The 17755-nt window shown below is 60.3% G+C and carries 14 protein-coding genes and 1 pseudogene; 11 read left to right on the top strand and 4 right to left on the bottom strand.

Annotated features, from left to right (window positions below; all coding sequences use genetic code 11):
- Nucleotides 1–72 precede the first annotated feature (72 nt).
- The 10 genes from QVP03_RS02640 to QVP03_RS02595 all read left to right on the top strand — a co-directional run bounded on the left by QVP03_RS02640 (nt 73) and on the right by QVP03_RS02595 (nt 12700).
- The gene (locus QVP03_RS02640) at nt 73–2577 is read left to right on the top strand and encodes a YfhO family protein (protein WP_022332096.1); all 2505 of its coding nucleotides are present in this window, start codon (nt 73–75) and stop codon (nt 2575–2577) included.
- A gap of 129 nt (nt 2578–2706) precedes the next feature.
- Nucleotides 2707–3588 carry a cell division protein FtsX gene (locus QVP03_RS02635; protein WP_018696517.1) on the top strand — a complete coding sequence of 294 codons (882 nt, stop codon included), beginning with the start codon at nt 2707–2709 and terminating at the stop codon, nt 3586–3588.
- On the top strand, nt 3589–3846 hold the full coding sequence (locus QVP03_RS02630) for a DUF3098 domain-containing protein (protein WP_018696518.1): 258 nt from the start codon (nt 3589–3591) through the stop codon (nt 3844–3846).
- Nucleotides 3847–3969: 123 nt separating this feature from the next.
- Nucleotides 3970–4761, top strand: coding sequence for an undecaprenyl-diphosphate phosphatase (locus tag QVP03_RS02625; protein WP_022332095.1), 792 nt, complete (start codon nt 3970–3972; stop codon nt 4759–4761).
- Nucleotides 4761–5477: a tRNA pseudouridine(55) synthase TruB gene (gene truB, locus QVP03_RS02620; protein ID WP_022332094.1), complete on the top strand. Its 717-nt coding sequence runs from the start codon at nt 4761–4763 to the stop codon at nt 5475–5477. The genes QVP03_RS02625 and truB overlap by 1 nt, the downstream gene beginning before the upstream one ends.
- Nucleotides 5478–5542: 65 nt before the next feature.
- The gene (gene queA, locus QVP03_RS02615) at nt 5543–6592 is read left to right on the top strand and encodes a tRNA preQ1(34) S-adenosylmethionine ribosyltransferase-isomerase QueA (RefSeq protein WP_018696521.1); all 1050 of its coding nucleotides are present in this window, start codon (nt 5543–5545) and stop codon (nt 6590–6592) included.
- Nucleotides 6593–6645: 53 nt separating this feature from the next.
- Nucleotides 6646–7452, top strand: coding sequence for a glycogen/starch synthase (locus QVP03_RS02610; RefSeq protein ID WP_022332093.1), 807 nt, complete (start codon nt 6646–6648; stop codon nt 7450–7452).
- Nucleotides 7436–9088 (top strand): DUF4270 family protein, encoded by a 1653-nt coding sequence (locus QVP03_RS02605; RefSeq protein ID WP_195611071.1) that lies wholly within the window; start codon nt 7436–7438, stop codon nt 9086–9088. Before QVP03_RS02610 ends, QVP03_RS02605 begins: the two co-directional genes overlap by 17 nt.
- 77 nt (nt 9089–9165) lie before the next feature.
- A complete protein-coding gene (gene topA, locus QVP03_RS02600) occupies nt 9166–11463 on the top strand; it encodes a type I DNA topoisomerase (RefSeq protein ID WP_022332091.1) in 2298 nt (765 codons plus the stop codon).
- A 28-nt stretch (nt 11464–11491) separates the two neighbouring features.
- Nucleotides 11492–12700, top strand: a complete 1209-nt coding sequence (locus QVP03_RS02595; RefSeq protein ID WP_022332090.1) for a C1 family peptidase — start codon at nt 11492–11494, stop codon at nt 12698–12700.
- Between the two features lie 349 nt (nt 12701–13049).
- On the opposite strand, the gene QVP03_RS02590 is transcribed toward QVP03_RS02595, so the two are convergent.
- Nucleotides 13050–13691 carry a pentapeptide repeat-containing protein gene (locus QVP03_RS02590; protein ID WP_022332089.1) on the bottom strand — a complete coding sequence of 214 codons (642 nt, stop codon included), beginning with the start codon at nt 13689–13691 and terminating at the stop codon, nt 13050–13052.
- A gap of 179 nt (nt 13692–13870) precedes the next feature.
- Between QVP03_RS02590 and QVP03_RS02585 the strand changes: the two genes are divergently transcribed.
- The gene (locus tag QVP03_RS02585) at nt 13871–15286 is read left to right on the top strand and encodes a BamA/TamA family outer membrane protein (protein ID WP_022332088.1); all 1416 of its coding nucleotides are present in this window, start codon (nt 13871–13873) and stop codon (nt 15284–15286) included.
- An 81-nt stretch (nt 15287–15367) separates the two neighbouring features.
- On the opposite strand, the gene QVP03_RS02580 is transcribed toward QVP03_RS02585, so the two are convergent.
- From QVP03_RS02580 to QVP03_RS02570, 3 genes and pseudogenes are all read right to left on the bottom strand, one after another.
- Nucleotides 15368–15934: a 4'-phosphopantetheinyl transferase family protein gene (locus tag QVP03_RS02580; RefSeq protein WP_022332087.1), complete on the bottom strand. Its 567-nt coding sequence runs from the start codon at nt 15932–15934 to the stop codon at nt 15368–15370.
- Nucleotides 15935–15937: 3 nt separating this feature from the next.
- Nucleotides 15938–17218, bottom strand: coding sequence for a gliding motility-associated protein GldE (gldE, locus tag QVP03_RS02575; RefSeq protein WP_018696530.1), 1281 nt, complete (start codon nt 17216–17218; stop codon nt 15938–15940).
- A gap of 16 nt (nt 17219–17234) precedes the next feature.
- Nucleotides 17235–17755, bottom strand: a pseudogene (locus QVP03_RS02570) (cell division protein FtsZ); the annotation flags it as partial.

Here is a 17755-nt window from a genome sequence, read left to right as displayed (position 1 = left end):
CGGGAATGCCCGAACAAATTCGGCACTTCTCCCGCCCTGCACTATCCTTGGCAACGGTTAACGACAGGGAAAATGGATTTTTCGAAAACGATCATACGCCGGCTGGCGCCGGCAGCGGCGGCGCTCGTCGTCTTCTTCGTGGTGAGCGCGGCCTATTTCGCCCCGCAATTCCGCGGCGAAGTACTGCCCCAGCACGACGTGGTGCAGTACGAAGGCATGGCAAAGGACATCAGCGACATGCGCGCGGCCACGGGCGAAGACCCCCAGTGGACGGGCGGCATGTTCGGCGGCATGCCCGCCTTTTTGATCAACGTGGCCTACCCCGCGCAGATCGTCAAGCGCACCGTGGGACAGGTCGTGAAACTCATCGACACGCCCGCGGCCTTCCTCTTCTTCGCCATGACTGCCATGTGGCTGATGCTGCTCGTCTTCGGCGTCGACCCCTGGGTCGGCATCGTCCCGGCGCTGGCCTACGGGCTCTCGACCTATTTCCTGCTGATCATAGGCGCCGGGCACATCACCAAGATGTGGGCGCTGGTCTATGCCCCGCTGATGATGGGCGGTGCGTGGATGACCCTGCGGGGAAACATGTGGGCGGGCGGTGCGCTCACGGCGCTCACGGCGTCGCTCGAAATCGGCGCCAACCACCCGCAGATCACCTACTATTTCCTCCTGGCCATGTCCGCCTTCTGGATCAGCGAGGGGATCGCGGCCTTCAGGGAGAAACACCTCGGGGACTTCTGGAAACGCACGGCGGTACTCGCCGCCGCAGGCATACTCGCCGCAGGGTCGAATTTCTCGCCCCTGTGGTACACCGCCAGCCACTCCAAAGAGACCATGCGCGGCGGCTCCGAACTGGCCTCGACCTCCGAGACTTCGCAGGACGGGCTGGCGCTCGACTACGCCACGGCCTGGAGCTACGGACGTACGGAGAGCCTGAACCTGCTGATCCCCGACTTCATGGGGCGCGAATCGGGCACGACCTTCTCGCCCGACGGCGAGGTGGCTGCCGTACTGAACGAATACGGGCTGCGCGGCGCCGCACAGCAGCTGCCGGCCTACTGGGGCAGCCAGCCCTACACCGGCGGCCCGACCTACCTGGGCGCCGCGGCCATTTTCCTCGCAGCGCTGGGCATCGCCCTGGCACGCGGACGCAACAAATGGTGGATCGTCGCCGTCTCGGTGCTGATGCTCCTGCTGGCATGGGGACGCAACCTAATGTGGTTCACCCAACTGGCCTTCGACCTGCTGCCCGGCTACAATAAGTTCCGCACCGTCTCGATGGCGCTCGTCGTCGTCCAATGGGCCGTGCCGCTGCTGGGAGCACTGGCACTCATGCGGCTGTGGCGCGGGGAGATCCCGCGCCAGAGGCTGCTGCGGGCGCTGGCATGGGCCGCGGGCGTCACGGGCGGGCTCTGTTTGTTGCTGGCCGTCGCCGGCAGCGCGTTCTTCGATTTCGGCCGCGCGGAAAGCACCGGGATGATGACCGAACAGTTCCGCCAGTTGTTCGAGGCCAACAACATGCAGGATTACCTCCAGCGCGGCATGGATGCCGAAATGGGCATCGCCACGGGCAATGCCATGGCTGCCGAACGCGCCTCCATGATGCAGGCCGACGCATGGCGCTCGCTGCTGATGATCCTGCTCGCAGCGGGCGGCGTAGCGCTGTTCGCCCTGCGCCGGATCAACAAATACGTGCTCACGGCACTGCTCGCCGCCGTGATGCTGCTCGACCTGGTGCCGGTCGACTTGCGGTTCATTTCGCACGACAACTTCATTTCGGCGCGCCAGCACCAGGTCACGGCCACGGCCGCCGACAAGGCGATCATGGCCGACAAGGAGCCGGGGTTCCGCGTCTTCAACCTCACGGTCAGCCCCTTCCAGGACGCTACGACCTCCTATTTCCACCGCTCCGTAGGCGGCTACCACGGCGCCAAGCTGGCCCGTTACCAGGATCTGATCGACCGCTACCTGAGCTACCGCAACGACGCCGTTCTGGACATGCTCAACACGCGCTACCTGATCGTGCCAGGCGACGGCGGACAGCCCGAAGCGGTGCTCCGCCCGACAGCCAACGGCGCCGCCTGGTTCGTCGACACGATCGCCGTGGCGGGGAGTCCGCAACAGGAGATCGACCTGCTCGGGGAAACCGACCTGAAACGAACCGCCGTAATCGCAGAAAAAGACAAGCCGTACACGCAGGGCTGGACGGCGTCCCCCGCCGACACGGCGGCCGTACGCACCATCGCCCTCACGGAATACCGTCCCAACTACCTCAAGTACGAATACACCGCCCCCGCAGAGAGCGTGGCGGTATTCTCCGAGATCTTCTACCCCTACGGCTGGACGGCCTACGTCGACGGCGCGGAAGCCCCCTGTTTCCGGGCCGACTACGTGCTCCGCGCCATGAGGCTGCCTGCCGGGCAACATACCGTCGAATGGAAATTCCGCGCCCCGGGATGGACGGCGGCCGAAGCCGTGACGCTCGTCTCGTCGCTCGTGATCCTGCTCGGAGCTGCCGCTGCAATTGTTTATTGGATTCGACAAAAGAGGAAAGAGAATAATCCGGACGAATAACATACGAATCCCGCCAGGACAAACCCCCGCCGAGGCGGGGGTTTAGGGGTGGGTCAGACTTATAAACACGGCGAAACGCCGTGAATGAATCGGACGACGGAAAAGAGCCGTCGAAAAAGCATTTCGGCTATGAAAGACGACAAGCGACTGAAGCGAAAAGTCCGCAACTCCTACATCGTATCGACGGTGAGCATCACGCTCGTGTTGTTCCTGCTGGGCTCGGTGGGCTACCTGATGGTCGCGGCGATGAAGGTCGCCGACACCCTGCAGGAGAGCATCGCCGTGACCGTGGAGCTGGAAAACGGGCTTTCGGACGAACAGAAGGACGCAGTCAACCGGCAGCTCACGGCCGAAGACCTCGTGGCGACGATCGCCTACGTCGGCAAGGAGGAGAAGATCGAGGACGCCGAGTTCCGCAAGATGTTCGCCAGCGAATTCGAGGAAATCCTGGACGAAAACCCGCTGCTCGACTCGTTCGAGCTGACCCTCACGGCCGCCTCGGCCGACAAGGAGCTGCTCGACGGCTTCATCGCCGGCATCTCGAAGATCGCGGGGGTCGAACGGGTGAGCTACCCGGCGCTGATGGCCGAACGGCTGCACGCCACGGTAGGCAAAATCCGGCTGGTGCTGGTGCTCTTCGGCGGGGCGCTGCTCGTCATTTCGCTGATCCTGCTGGGCAACACCATCCGGCTGGCCATCTTCTCGAAGCGCTACCTGATCAATACCATGAAACTCGTCGGCGCCACCAAGTGGTTCATCATGAAGCCCTTCCTCGGCAGCAGCATCACGCAGGGCATCCTGGCCGGACTGGGAGCCTCGCTGCTGTTCGGGCTTTCGGTCTACGGGCTCAACGAAGCCGTCCCCGAACTGCTGACGATCGCCGAGGCGGGCAAGGTCGCCATCATCCTCGGCGCGATGATTGCCGGGGGCATCGTAATCTCGGGGCTTTTCACGATCCTCGCGCTGAACAAATTCATCAACATGAAGTCGAACAAGATATACCTTTATTAAATGAAAAAAGCCAATAACACCCCTCCGGAACAGGAAAATCCCCGTATGCCCCTGACCCGCCGCAACTACATTCTGCTGGCCGTCGGGTTCGCCGTCATCCTCCTGGGCTTCGTGCTGATGGCCGGCGGCGGCAGCGATTCGCCCGACGAATTCAACTACGCCATGTTCTCGTGGCGCCGCATCACGCTGGCCCCGATCCTGGTCATCGGCGGTTTCGTCATCGAGATCTACGCCATCATGAAACGCTTCGAAAAATAATCCGCCCGGCCGTCCCGGCGCCCGGCCTCCGGCGGCCCGTTCCGGCCGAGGCACAGCGCGCCCCCGCACCGGGACTCCCGGTGCGGCGCGACGGCACAGGAGATATACCCGCTTAAATCAGTTATGGACACCTTACAAGCCATCCTGCTCGGTATCGTGCAGGGCATTACGGAATTCCTGCCCGTGTCGAGCAGCGGCCACCTGCAGATCGCCAAGGAGCTGCTCGGCGTGGAACTGGAAGAAAACCTCACGTTCGACGTGGCGCTCCACGCCGCCACCGTACTGAGCACCATCGTGGTGCTCTGGAGCGAGGTCTGGCGCCTCCTGAAGGGGCTCTTTTCGCGCCGCTTCAACGCCGAGCAGGCCTACGTGCTGAAGCTCGTACTTTCGATGATCCCCATCGGGGTCATCGGCTTCCTCTTCAAAGACCGGATCAACGCCATGCTCGACGCCCCCTACATCCTGGTGATCGTGGGCGCCATGCTGCTGCTTACCGCGACGCTGCTGGCTTTCGCCTACTACGCCAAGCCGCGCCAGAAGGAGACCATCTCCTACCGCGACGCCCTGATCATCGGCCTGGCGCAGGCCTGCGCCGCCATGCCGGGGCTATCGCGTTCGGGGACGACCATCGCCACCGGACTGTTGCTGGGCAACAAAAAGGCCGCCGTGGCACAATTCTCGTTCCTGATGGTGCTGGCGCCGATCCTGGGCGAAACGCTGCTCGAAGCCGCAAGCGGCGATCTCACGGCCGGCATCGCCACGGGCACGCTCGCCGCCGGGTTCGCAGCCTCGTTCATCACGGGGTGCCTGGCCTGCAAATTCATGATCGAGATCGTCAAGCGGGGCAAGCTCATCTGGTTCTCGCTCTACTGCGCGCTGGCCGGCCTGGTATCCATCCTAAGCTATTTCTGCTGATGAAGGAGACACTCGACCTGCGGGGCCTCAACTTCGAGGAGGGCTACATCGCCGTCATCGACAAGCCCCTGAGCTGGACGTCCACCGACGTCGTACGCAAGATCAAGTCCGCGCTCCGCAGGCTCGGCTACCGCAAGATCAAGGTCGGCCACGCGGGCACGCTCGACCCGCTGGCCACGGGCGTCCTTTTGGTCTGCATCGGCCGCGCCACCAAGATGGTCGACGCCCTGCAGGCCGAGGAGAAGGAGTACGTGGCCGACGTCATGCTGGGTGCCACGACCCCCAGCTACGACCTCGAACATCCCGTCGACGCGACCTTCCCCACGCAGCACATCACGCGCGGGAAGGTACTCGAAGCCCTCGCCGCACTCTCGGGCGAACGCCTCCAGTCTCCGCCGGTCTATTCGGCCAAAAAGATCGACGGCATGCGGGCCTACGAACTGGCTCGAGCGGGCGAGGAGGTCGAAATGCGCAAGGCGCTCGTCCACATCTACGAAATGCAGCTCGAAGAGTACGACCTGCCGCGCATCCGCATCCGCGTACGATGCAGCAAGGGCACCTACATCCGTTCGCTGGCCCACGAAATCGGGCAGGCGCTCGAAAGCGGCGCGCACCTGACTTCCCTTTGCCGGACGCGCAGCGGCGGCTTCAGGGTCGAAAACGCCCACAGCCTCGATGATTTTCTAAAAAAATTGCAGGAACTTGAAACAAAATAGGCTTTTTTGCGTATAGAAATTAATCTGTGTTGTTTATTTCGAACGTAAAATAGAGTATTCCACCTATGAAATTATCGCAATACGGGTATGATTTCGCCCCCGAAATGCTGGCGAAACACCCGACGGAAAACCGGGACGATTCGCGCCTGATGGTCATCGACCGCGCCAAAGGCACCATCGAACACCGTATTTTCAAAGACATCATCGAATACTTCGACGAAAAAGACCTCTTCGTATTCAACGACACCAAAGTCTTCCCGGCACGCCTCTACGGCAACAAGGAGAAGACGGGTGCCGAGATCGAGATCTTCCTGCTGCGCGAACTGAACCGCGAACTGCGGCTCTGGGACGTGCTGGTCGACCCGGCCCGCAAGATCCGCATCGGCAACAAGCTCTACTTCGGCGACGACGACCTGCTGGTGGCCGAGGTGATCGACAATACGACCTCGCGCGGGCGCACGCTGCGCTTCCTGTTCGACGGCTCCTACGAGGAGTTCAAGCAGACGCTTTTCAGCCTGGGCGAGACACCGCTGCCCAAATGGGTGCGCGACAAGGTCGAACCCGAGGACGCCGAGCGCTACCAGACGATCTTCGCCGAGCACGAAGGCGCCGTTGCCGCCCCGACGGCCGGCATGCACTTCTCGAAGCACCTGATGAAGCGCATGGAGATCAAGGGCATCGACCGTGCGTTCGTCACGCTGCACGTCGGGCTGGGCAACTTCCGTACGGTCGACGTCGAAGACCTCTCGAAGCACAAGATGGACTCCGAACAGTTCTTCGTGACCGAAGAGGCTGCCGGGGCGGTGAACGAGGCCAAGCGCAACGGGCGCAAGGTCGCAGCCATCGGCACGACCGTCATGCGCACCCTCGAAACGGCGGTCTCGACCAACGGCATGATCAAGCCGATGGAAGGATGGACGAACAAGTTCATCTTCGCGCCCTACGAGTTCACGGTGGCCGACGCCATGGTGACCAATTTCCATCTGCCTTACTCCACCCAGCTGATGATGGTTGCGGCGTTCGGCGGCTACGAAACGATCATGAACGCCTATAAGATAGCCAAGGAAGAAGGGTACCGATTCGGCACTTACGGGGACGCGATGCTCATTCTTTAAGATTTTTTCACTATCTTTGCACAATAGACCGCGAAAGATCAAATACTCGAACCATGGCAAATAAGATTCTGTACGTCTGTCAGGAGATTACACCCTATCTTCCAGAGACGGAGGCTTCCGGACTTTGCCGCGCTCTCACGCAGGCGATGCAGGAGCGTGGGAACGAAATCCGTACCTTCATGCCGCGCTACGGCTGTATCAACGAACGCCGGCACCAGCTCCACGAGGTAATACGTCTTTCGGGCATGAACCTCATCATCGACGACAACGACCACCAGCTCATCATCAAGGTGGCCTCGATCCCCGCGGCGCGCGTGCAGATCTATTTCATCGACAACGACGACTATTTCTCGCGCAAGGCCGTGCTGACCGACAGCGAAGGGGCGGAATTCCCCGACAACGACGAACGGGCCATCTTCTTTGCCCGCGGCGTGCTGGAAACGGTCAAAAAACTGCGCTGGACGCCGACCATAGTCCATTGCCACGGCTGGTTCTCGGGAGTGATCCCGGTCTACCTGAAACGGGTCTTCGCCGACGACCCGATTTTCCGCGACGTGAAAGTCGTCGTCTCGCTCTACGCCGACGGCTTCCCCGGGGAACTGGACAAGGGCTTCGCCGCGAAGATCGCCGGCGAGGGGGTCAAGGATAAAAATCTCGCAATTCTCGACGTCCCGTCATACGAAAACCTCTGCCGCTTCGTTATGGAATATGCCGACGGTGTGGTCGCAGCTTCCGCAGATGCCGACCCCAAGGTATTGGAGATCGCCCGTGCGAGCGGGAAACCGATGCTCGAATACCAGTCGCCCGAGGCAGCGGACTTTTTCGATAATTACAACCGATTCTATGAAGCGATTCAATAATTTCCGCCGTTTGCTCCGCGCCGCCGCCGTCGTGACGGTCGTCGCTGCGATGACATTCGCGGGCTGCACCAAGGTCGACGACACACTGGGGTCGAACCTCGTGCCGGACAACCAGCAGATGAAAGCGGGTTACCAGACATTCGGCGCCCTGACGCTGACGGGGGATCTCAACCCCAGGCGCTATGTCGAGACGCGGCTTTACCAGACCGACTCGCTCATCACGTCGAACCTCAGCTACGGGTACATGGGTTCGATGCTCAGCGACACGTTCGGACTGCGCACGGCAGGGTTCCTCACGCAATACATCCCCTATGAAATCGATTCGGGATATTTCGGGTTCCGCCCGATCCTCGACTCGGCGATCATCCTGCTTTCCATCTCCAGCTACGGGAGCGACACGCTTACCCCGCAGCTCTACAACGTATACGAGGTCGTCAGCAACAAATACCTGACCGAGAAACCCGTCGAAAGCGGAAAGTCCGAGCGCGACACGACCTTCTACCTCAATTTCGACCCCGTCAAGGCGGGCGCCGTAGGCAACGAGGTGCTCTTCACGTTCACCTTCCCCGACGGAGAGAAGACGGGTCCCGCCACCACGTACGCCACCATGAAACCGACCCAGAAGGGACGGGAATTCATCAACCGCCTGATGCTTCAGGAGGGCACGTACAAGGGCGACTATTCGATTTACAGCCTCGACAGCCTCGAGCAGTGGGTCGCCGAATTCAAGGGGCTCTACATCGTCCCGGCCGTCGACCAGACGTCCCCCAACAAGGGCAACATCTACGCCACGTCGCTCGACGCTTCGGGCTTTGCGATCTACGGGCGTAACCGCCTGGAGAGCGACCCTACGCTGATCGCCGACACGCTCTCGATCCCCTACATTTTCTACGACTCTTCGGTCGACTACGGCAACGTGTCGGTCAACACCATCCGCCACGACTACTCGAAAGCCACCTCTCCGCAGAGGTTCGACATCGCGGATGCGGTCGAAACCAACGAGAACCGCCCCCTCAGCAAGCAGGTCTACGTCGAGGGCATGGGCGGCGTCGTAACGGAAATGACCTTCACCGAGGAGTTCTTCAGGCAGCTGGCGCAGATCATCAAGGACGAGAACGCCGCTTCCGCCAAGGAGTTCAATACCCTGGCCATCAACCAGGCCCGGATGTCGGTCTATTTCGCGGGCAGCAACTACGACTGGCAGAACCTGACCGACGTGAAGCACATGATCGAGCAGATGGACGCCTCGCAGAGCCGCCTGGGCCTCTATACCAATTACAAAAAGCTCTCGGGCATCACCGACTACGCCTATGCCTACGAGAAGACCTACAGCACGACGCTGACCTACGGCGGTTACATCAACCGCAGCCGGGGCTGCTACGTGATGGACATCACGGGCCACGTGCAGAGCATGTGGAACTACTACCAGGAGGCCGTGGAGGAGCTGGGCGAGAACGCCCCGTGGGAAGAGATCGCCGAGAGAATCAAAACCAGGACTATGTACATGGGGCCCGAGGCATACGGCCTCTACACCCAGAATTACAGCGTGATGCAGGGTATGACGCCTTCGGACGGATCGCTGACCAAGGAGGATGCCCCGATCAAGATCGACATCGCCTATACCCTGGTCAAATAAAGGATCAACAGCACGGAATGCGAAACCTAAGTACTCATGCTTAGGTTTTCGCATTTCAGAAAAGCCATAAAGAACGCATGCAGGAAAATTTAGTAATCGTCGAGTCCCCCGCCAAGGCCAAAACCATCGAGAAGTTCCTCGGCAAGGACTATATCGTCAAGTCGAGTTTCGGACACATCCGCGACCTGTCGAAAAAAGACCTGGGTATCAATATCGACGACGAGTTCAGGCCCGTCTATGAAATCCCGGGCGACAAGAAGAAAGTGGTGGACGAACTGACCAAGCTGGCCAAGAGCAAGACCGTATGGCTGGCGTCCGATGAAGACCGCGAAGGAGAAGCCATCGCATGGCACCTGACCGAAGTGTTGGGGCTCCCCGTCGACCAGACCAAGCGCATCGTCTTCCACGAAATCACCAAGCGGGCGATCCTCGAAGCCATCGAGAACCCCCGCACGGTCAACATGGATCTGGTCAACGCACAGCAGGCACGCCGTATCCTCGACCGCCTGGTCGGTTTCGAGCTTTCGCCCGTGCTGTGGAAGAAAGTGCGGCCGTCGCTTTCGGCCGGCCGCGTGCAGAGCGTCGCCGTACGGCTGATCGTCGAGCGCGAGCGCGAGATCATCGCCTTCCGCTCGGCACCCTATTTCCGCGTCGTGGCACAGTTCTACGCGGCCAACGACCCCGAAAAGACCCTCTTCAAGGCCGAACTCCCGTCGCGCTTCGAAACGCAGGCCGAGGCCGAGGCATTCCTCCGCAGTTGCATCGGCGCCACATTCACCGTGTCGAAAGCCGAAGAGAAACCCGCACAGCGTTTCCCGGCACCGCCCTTCACGACCTCCACGCTCCAGCAGGAGGCGGGCCGCAAGCTGGGAATGTCCGTTTCGCAGACGATGTCCGTCGCCCAGCACCTCTACGAGCAGGGTCTCATCACCTACATGCGTACCGACTCGGTAAACCTCTCGCAACAAGCACTGACCCAGTGCAAAGAGGAGATCACCAGACTCTACGGCGAAAAATATTCGTCGTGGCATAACTACAAGACCAAGACCAAGGGTGCCCAGGAGGCGCACGAAGCCATCCGCCCGTCGTATATTGACCGGCAGTCAATCGAGGGCACCCCGGCCGAAAAGAAACTCTACGACCTGATCTGGAAGCGCACCGTAGCCTCGCAGATGGTCTGCGCCGAACTCGACCGCACAACCATCGTGATCGACATGTCGGGGTCGTCGCAGCAATTCGTCGCCACGGGCGAAGTCGTCCGCTTCGACGGCTTCCTGCGCCTCTACTCCGAATCCACGGACGACGACCAGGCCGCCGAAAGCGGCGAAGGGCTGCTCCCGAAAATGGCACAGGGCGACGAACTGCTTTCGACGCAGATCACCGCCACGGAACGCTTCACGCAGGCCCCGGCACGCTACAACGAGGCTTCGCTCGTCAAGCGCCTCGAGGAGCTGGGCATCGGACGCCCCTCGACCTACGCGCCGACCATCACGACGATCATCAACCGCGGCTACGTGGTCAAGCAAAACAGGGAGGGGCAGAAACGCAACTACGTGCAAATGACCCTCACGGGCGACAAGCTCGCCACGAAAAACCTCTCGGAAAGCTACGGCAAGGAGAAGAACCGCCTTTCGCCGACGGACATCGGCATGGTCGTCAACGACTACCTCGAAACGCAGTTCAAGCCGATCATGGACTATAACTTCACGGCCAGCGTCGAAAAGGAATTCGACCGCATCGCCGACGGCGACATCACGTGGGTGAAGATGATCCACGATTTCTACGGCCCCTTCCACCAGATGGTCGACACGGCCATCGGCACGCAGACCGACAAGAAGAGCCAGGCACGCATCCTGGGCAACGACCCCAAGACGGGGCATATCGTCAAGGCACGCATCGGCCGCTACGGCCCGATGGTCGAGATCGAAGGCGAGGAGGGGCAGAAAGGCCGCTTCGCCTCGCTCAAAAAGGGCCAGCTGATCGAGTCGATCACGCTCGAGGAGGCGTTGGCGCTCTTCGCGCTGCCCCGCGACCTGGGCCAGCTCGACGGCGAAGAGCTCTCGGTGGGCATCGGCAAATACGGGCCCTACGTGCGCCACGGCAAATCGTTCGCATCGCTGCAGAAGGGCGACGACCCCTACACGCTTACCTACGAGCGGGCCGTGGAGATCGTCCATGCCCAGCAGGCGGCGGCCGCCGCGGCCAACACTCCGCTGCGGAGCTTCCCCGAAGAGCCCGACATGCTGGTCAAGAACGGCCGTTACGGGGCCTACATCGCCTACAAGGGCAAGAACTACCGCTTGCCCAAGGGCAGCAAACCCGAAGAGCTCACGCTCGACGACTGTCTGAAGATCGTCGCCGACTCGAAAAAATAGCAACACCCACAACCTAAACCCTAAAGCAATGAAGAAACTCCTGCTGACCCTCGTTGCCTTCTGCGCCGCACTTGCGGCTGCGGCACAGACACCCGACACGACCGCCGCCGAAGGCTACCGGTTCACCGACGTCAAACTGATCCCCATGACCCCGGTCAAGGATCAGAGCCGTAGCGGCACCTGCTGGTGCTACTCGACCCTTTCGTTCCTCGAAGGGGAAATCCTGCGTGCGGGAGGCGCCCCCGTGCACCTCTCCGAAATGTGGATCGTCCGCCATACGTTCATGGAAAAAGCCGTGAAATACATCCGCATGCACGGTGAGATCAACTTCGCCGAAGGCGGGGCCTCGCGCGACGTGACGGAAGGCATCCGCAACTACGGCATCGTCCCGTTCGAAGCCTACCCGGGCTTCAACTACGGCACCGAGAAAGCCGATTTCCACGAACTCTCGCGCGTGCTGAAAGCCTACCTCGACGCAGTGATGGAGGCCAGCACCAAATCTTCGAACAAGCCGCTCTCGACGGCTTGGAAACGGGGTTTCAACGCCATTCTGGACGAATATTTCGGCCCGATGCCCGAGACTTTCACCTATCAGGGCAAGGAATACACGCCCCGGACGTTCGCCGCCTCGCTGCCGATCGACATCGACGACTATATCGACATCAGTTCGTTCACACACCACCCCTTCTATACGCAGTTCATCATCGAGGTGCCCGATAACTGGATGTGGGGCACGGTCTACAACCTTCCGCTCGACGAAATGATGGCCGTCGTGGACAATGCACTGGAGAACGGTTATCCCGTCGCGTGGGGCACCGACGTAAGCGAAAAGGGATTCAGCCGCACCAAAGCGATCGGTATCGTACCGGCCGCCGACCTCGAAGGCATGGGCGGCACCGAAGCCGAGCGCTGGGGAAAACTGACGCAGAAGGAGAAGGATGACGCACTCTACAAGTTCGACAAGCCGGGCAAGGAGCTCGACATCACCCAGGAGATGCGTCAGGTGGCTTTCGACAACTACGAAACCACCGACGACCACGGCATGGTCATCATGGGTACGGCCACCGACCAGGCAGGCAACCACTACTACAAGGTGCAGAATTCATGGGACGTACGTCCGCCCTACGACGGATTCTGGTATTTCTCGCGCCCGTTCGTCGCTTACAAGACAACCTCTGTCATGGTCAACAAGCACGCCCTGCCCAAGGAGATCGCCAAGAAACTGGGCATCAAATAACCCGGGCGTAACGACCGCCCCTGAGAAGCCTCAGCCGCATGGCGGCAGGGAGCCCGAAATGAAAAGCGGCCCGACTTTGACAGTCGGGCCGCTTTCGTATATCGAAGTTTTAACTCTTTTCCGAAAATAAAAGGGAGATATTACATCTCGCGCAACTTGATGCTCTCTCCCAACATAATCAGGGCGGTGCGTAACCACTCATTGATCCTTGCTTTCATACTAAATAATTTTAAATAATTCTTAAAATATTTTATCATTTAAGACGAGGCAAAAGTACTACGGCAAAAGCAAACTTCCAAATATTTTATTAAGATTTTTTAAGAAATATGTAAATTTTTTGAATAAACCCTTATTCCTCCACCTCTACCCCCAGCAGCCGCACCAGGTCAACCGCCTGCAATGCATTGATCTTCAAACCCTTTATTTCAAACGAATCGACCTCGCCGACACGTATTCCCCGGATGTCGGAATCCGCGAACGAAAGCCCGCGCAGGCGCGTGCCGCGGAATTCACCCTGCGTCAGGTCGCAGCGCGAAAAGGAGGCCTTCTCCAGGCGGCACTCGTCGAACACGGCTCCCCGCATGACTCCCTGACTGTGCGCCACGAAACGCAAGCGCCCCAGCGCGAAATTGGCGAACTCCGCCTTGCAGCGCTCGAAGGCCACATGCTGCATCGTCGCTTCGGAGAGGTTCGTCCCCATGAGCTTGCAATCCAGGAACTCCACCCGCTGGAAACTGCACCCCGTCAGGTCGGCGTTCGACAGGTCGCAGTTCCGGAAGGTCACATCCGTGAAATGCGATCCGCGCAACACGCACGCCGGGAAAAGGCAGCCTGCGAAAAGACACGACTGCACCCAGACATGTTCCCGGTCGAGGTGCGGGAAAACAATGCCGCGGAAAATGCCTCCGGCAATCTCTTCGCCTTCGGTCAACGCCCTACCATCGGTATATTCCACGGGATCGGCGGCCGGGACAGGTCTGGTTATCTGCATCGTCAAATTCAGTAAAAGAGGCACCCGACTCCCCGCCTGCAAAGCCGCACACGGGAGGGTTGCTACAGCAAAGATAAACATTTATCCCGGAAAGCCGCGTCCATCCCCGGCATCCGCCCGCCGTTTTGCGCATACGGAAAATAATTCCTATCTTTGGATCGCCTTTCACCGAACAATCAATGAAAAAGGGATACAGAACCATTTTAACGGTCTGCATGCTGCTGATAGCATATACCGCCGTAGGACAGCAACCCGACAAGGACATGGATTCCTTTCCCTCGACCGAGGAAGCCCTGTCCCAGATCGGAAGCGCCGCAGCCCGCTCCCCCAAACAACCCGCCGACACCGCAGCCCTCACATCGCCTGCCCAACGCAAAGGCTTCATACGCCGCATCATCGACTATTACAGCCGTTCGAATATCGACCGTACGTTCGAAAAGAAAATCGACTGGAGCATCGTCCCCGGCCCGAACTATTCGTCGGATGTCGGCTTCGGCATCGGGTTCCTCGTGGCGGGGCTTTACCGAATAGACCGCACGGACTCCGTGACCGCCCCGTCGAATATCTCGATCTACGGCAACGTCACGACCGAAAAATTCGTCCTGCTCCGCTTCTCGGGCGACAACATCTTCAACCACAACAAACAACGCCTGAGCTACGCCGGGGCCTTCGTCTATTTTCCGGGGGCCTTCTACGGCGTGGGCTACAACGCCGGCGCGGAGGGCTACGCACAGGAGCTCACCACCACGATGGGCATCTTCCGCATCTCCTACTGCACGGCGCTCGCCGGACGCTTTTACATCGGCGTCAGCGGGGGCATCGACTACACCGGGGCGAAGTACAAAGACACAGGCATGGTCGCCTATATGAATAATGTCAAAGCCGACGTAGACGCCGGGAAGCCGGTTCCGGGTGGCAGGATGGGCGAACTCTACACCCTCTGGCAGGAGGGGCGCTACGACCCGGCCAAGCAGGATCCCTTCTCGAATTACATTACCGAATCGGGCGACAATCCGAACGCCTTCAACACCAGCCTCGGCCTCTTCGCCCAATACGACACGCGCGACGTGACATTCAACGCTTCGAGGGGCATCTTCATCAAGGCCGAAGCCAAGTGGTATCCCGAATGGCTGGGCAATACGCGCCGCAACTTCGGACGCTTCACCCTGACCTTCGACTTCTACCGGAAACTCTGGAAAGGCGCCATCTTCGCCTACGACCTCTACGCCGACTTCACGGCCGGCACCCCTTCGTGGCACATGTACGCCAAGATGGGCGGCATGGAACGCATGCGCGGCTACTACGAAGGGCGCTACCGCGACAAAAGGCTCGTCGAGACGCAGATCGAGCTGCGCCAGAAAATCTACCGCCGCCACGGCGTCGTAGCCTGGATCGGCGGCGGACAGGTCTGGGGCACCGACAAATTCCGCTGGGACAACACCCTTTACAGCTTCGGCTGCGGCTACCGGTTCGAGTTCAAGAACCGGATGAACATCCGCCTCGACTACGGCTGGGGCGTCTACGGCAACCAAAACCTGCCGTGGGATCGCAAACGCTCCTCGGCCTTCCTCTTCACGGCCTCCGAAGCCTTCTAAGAGCCTGCGCCGCGCGAACAGGACACATATGGGAAAGCCCCTCCCGAGGAGGGGCTTTCCCATGCGGTAATCCCGCCGGAACTATACCGTATATACCGTGATAAACCCGTCGGCACGATGCAGCGTGAGCCGGATCGCCTCCCCGCCGCCGATGCGCCCGACAACGGTTCCAGCCGCAAAATCCACCGCCTCCACCCGCAGGTCGTGCAGCAAGTCCAGCCCCGGGCGCCGGGCATATTTGTAGAGCGCCTCCTTGGCGCACCAGACAGCGGCAGGCAGCAACGGATCGCCGGACAGCGCCAGCTCGGAGGGGGACATGTAACGCGGCGCGGCACGGCTGAAATCCCGCGTCTCGGGTTCGATGTCGACCGCGCAGGGGACATCGGACAGACAGACGGCCACACGCCCCCTGCAGTGCGAAACCCCGACGTATACCCCGTCCCTGTCGACGACCGGGGCCCCGGCGGCATCATAGGCAATCCGCACATCCGCCCCCAGTTCCCGGCGGACGACGGCTCGCCACGTGAGGTATTCCCGGCGCCGGCCCTCCCGCACAAAACGCCCGGCCTCGGCCAATTCGTCGGATGTCACCCACCCGGCTACTCCGGCCTCGTCCATCGGCGGCTCTATGAAGAGTGCCTTTCCCATCGTTCACTGCAAGTCCACACGGATTTTATCGACACGGTGCCCGTCCATCTCCTGCACCGTAAAACGGATGTCGTGCGACGTAAAGACATCGCCCTTGCGGGGGAAGTCGCGTTTGAGTTCGAGCATCAGCCCGGCGAGGGTCTCGGCATCGCCCTTTACGTCGGCAAAGGTCTCCTCGTCGATTCCCAGCACCCGTTCGAAATCGCCCAGGTGGCTCTTGCCGTCGAAGAGGTAACTCTTCTCGTCGAGACGCGTGAAGAAACTCTCGTCGGCATCGCTTTCGTCCGAAATCTCGCCCACGATCTCCTCGATAATATCTTCCAGCGACACCAGCCCCAGCGTCGAACCGTACTCGTCGACGACGATCGCCATGTGCACCTTGTTCGACTGGAAGTCGCCCAGCAGGTCGTTGATCTTCTTATGCTCGGGCACGAAATAGGGCTTGCGCACCAACTGCTGCCAGCCGAATTCGTTGCCGTGGTTGATATAGGGGAGCAGATCCTTGACATAGAGCGTCCCCCTGATATTGTCGATATCCTCTTCGTATACCGGGATACGCGAAAAACCCGACCGGATGATCGTCTGCTTGACGGTCTCGTAATCGTCCGTCACCGAGAGCGCCGTAATGTCCACGCGGGGTTTCATGATCTCCTGCACCTCGGTATTCACGAAGTTGACGATCCCCGACAGCATCACATGCTCCTCGGGGCTCGAACTCTGGGTCATATCCACGGCGTCGGCCAGTTCGTCGAGCGAAATCTCGCTCTTGTGCGCCGCCTTTTCGCTGATGCGGCTGCTCGTGCGCACCAGGATGTAGGAGAGCGGATAGAAAATCCACCGCAACACCCTGAGCGGCCGTGCCGCGAACTGCGCGAAACGCACCGGCATGGTCTGCGCCAATACTTTGGGCAGTATCTCGCCGAACAGCAGCAGCAGGAAAGTCACCAGTACGGTCTTGAACAGGAACTCGAAACGCAGGAACGTAAAAACCGAGTCGATGATACCCGACACGAGGATGACGATGCAGATATTCACCAGGTTGTTGACCACCAGAATCGTCGCCAGCAGCACGTCGACATTCGTCAGCAAGTGCAACACCGCCTCCGCCGAAGCGGTCGTGCGCGTCTGCAGGCGGCGGATATCCTTATGCGACAGGGAGAAAAACGAAGTTTCAGCCCCCGATACGAGCGCTGAAACGCACAGCAGTCCCAACGTCACCGCGCACAGCACGGCGATATGGCCCGAAAACCCGTTGAATGCGATCCATGAAGCGGTACTCTCCAAACTTGCGCGGATTTAGTTAGTCAAAAAGCGATCCGCCCTGCGAATCGGCAGCCTGCTGGCTGTTTTCGGACTCCTCGCGCAGCACCTCCTTGCGTCCGCCGGGCATCTGCACGATGAACTTCGAGTTGCGCGACTGGTAGGCCGGTTTGGCCAGCAGCAGTTCGATGTTGTTGTAGCGGGTTGACTTGGCGCCGAGCATCACCTGCTCGGGCGGCCGCTGCGGCGGCGCAACGGGCTTGATCGGCTCCAGCACGGGAGCCACAGGCTCCTTCACCGGTTCCGTGATACGCGCCGGGGGGATGATCTGCTTCATCACGTCGACGGACGCATCGCCCGAGAACCCCGTGGCCACCACCACCAGTTCGATGGCGTTGCCCAGCTGGGGCTTCTCGCTCGTACCCCAGATAATATTGGCGTTGTGTATCACGCCGTTGTCGTCCTGCACGCTGGCATGCGCCTGGATATACTCCAGAATGCGCACCACCTCCTCGTACATCAGCGAGTCGGCGTTCGACACCGAAATGTTCAGCAGTATAT

Source organism: Alistipes sp. CAG:29, from assembly GCF_000435435.1.
Taxonomy (GTDB): domain Bacteria; phylum Bacteroidota; class Bacteroidia; order Bacteroidales; family Rikenellaceae; genus Alistipes; species Alistipes onderdonkii.
The sequence above is the reverse complement of the archived record's forward strand: the minus strand, read 5'-3'. Positions and strand labels throughout refer to the sequence as shown.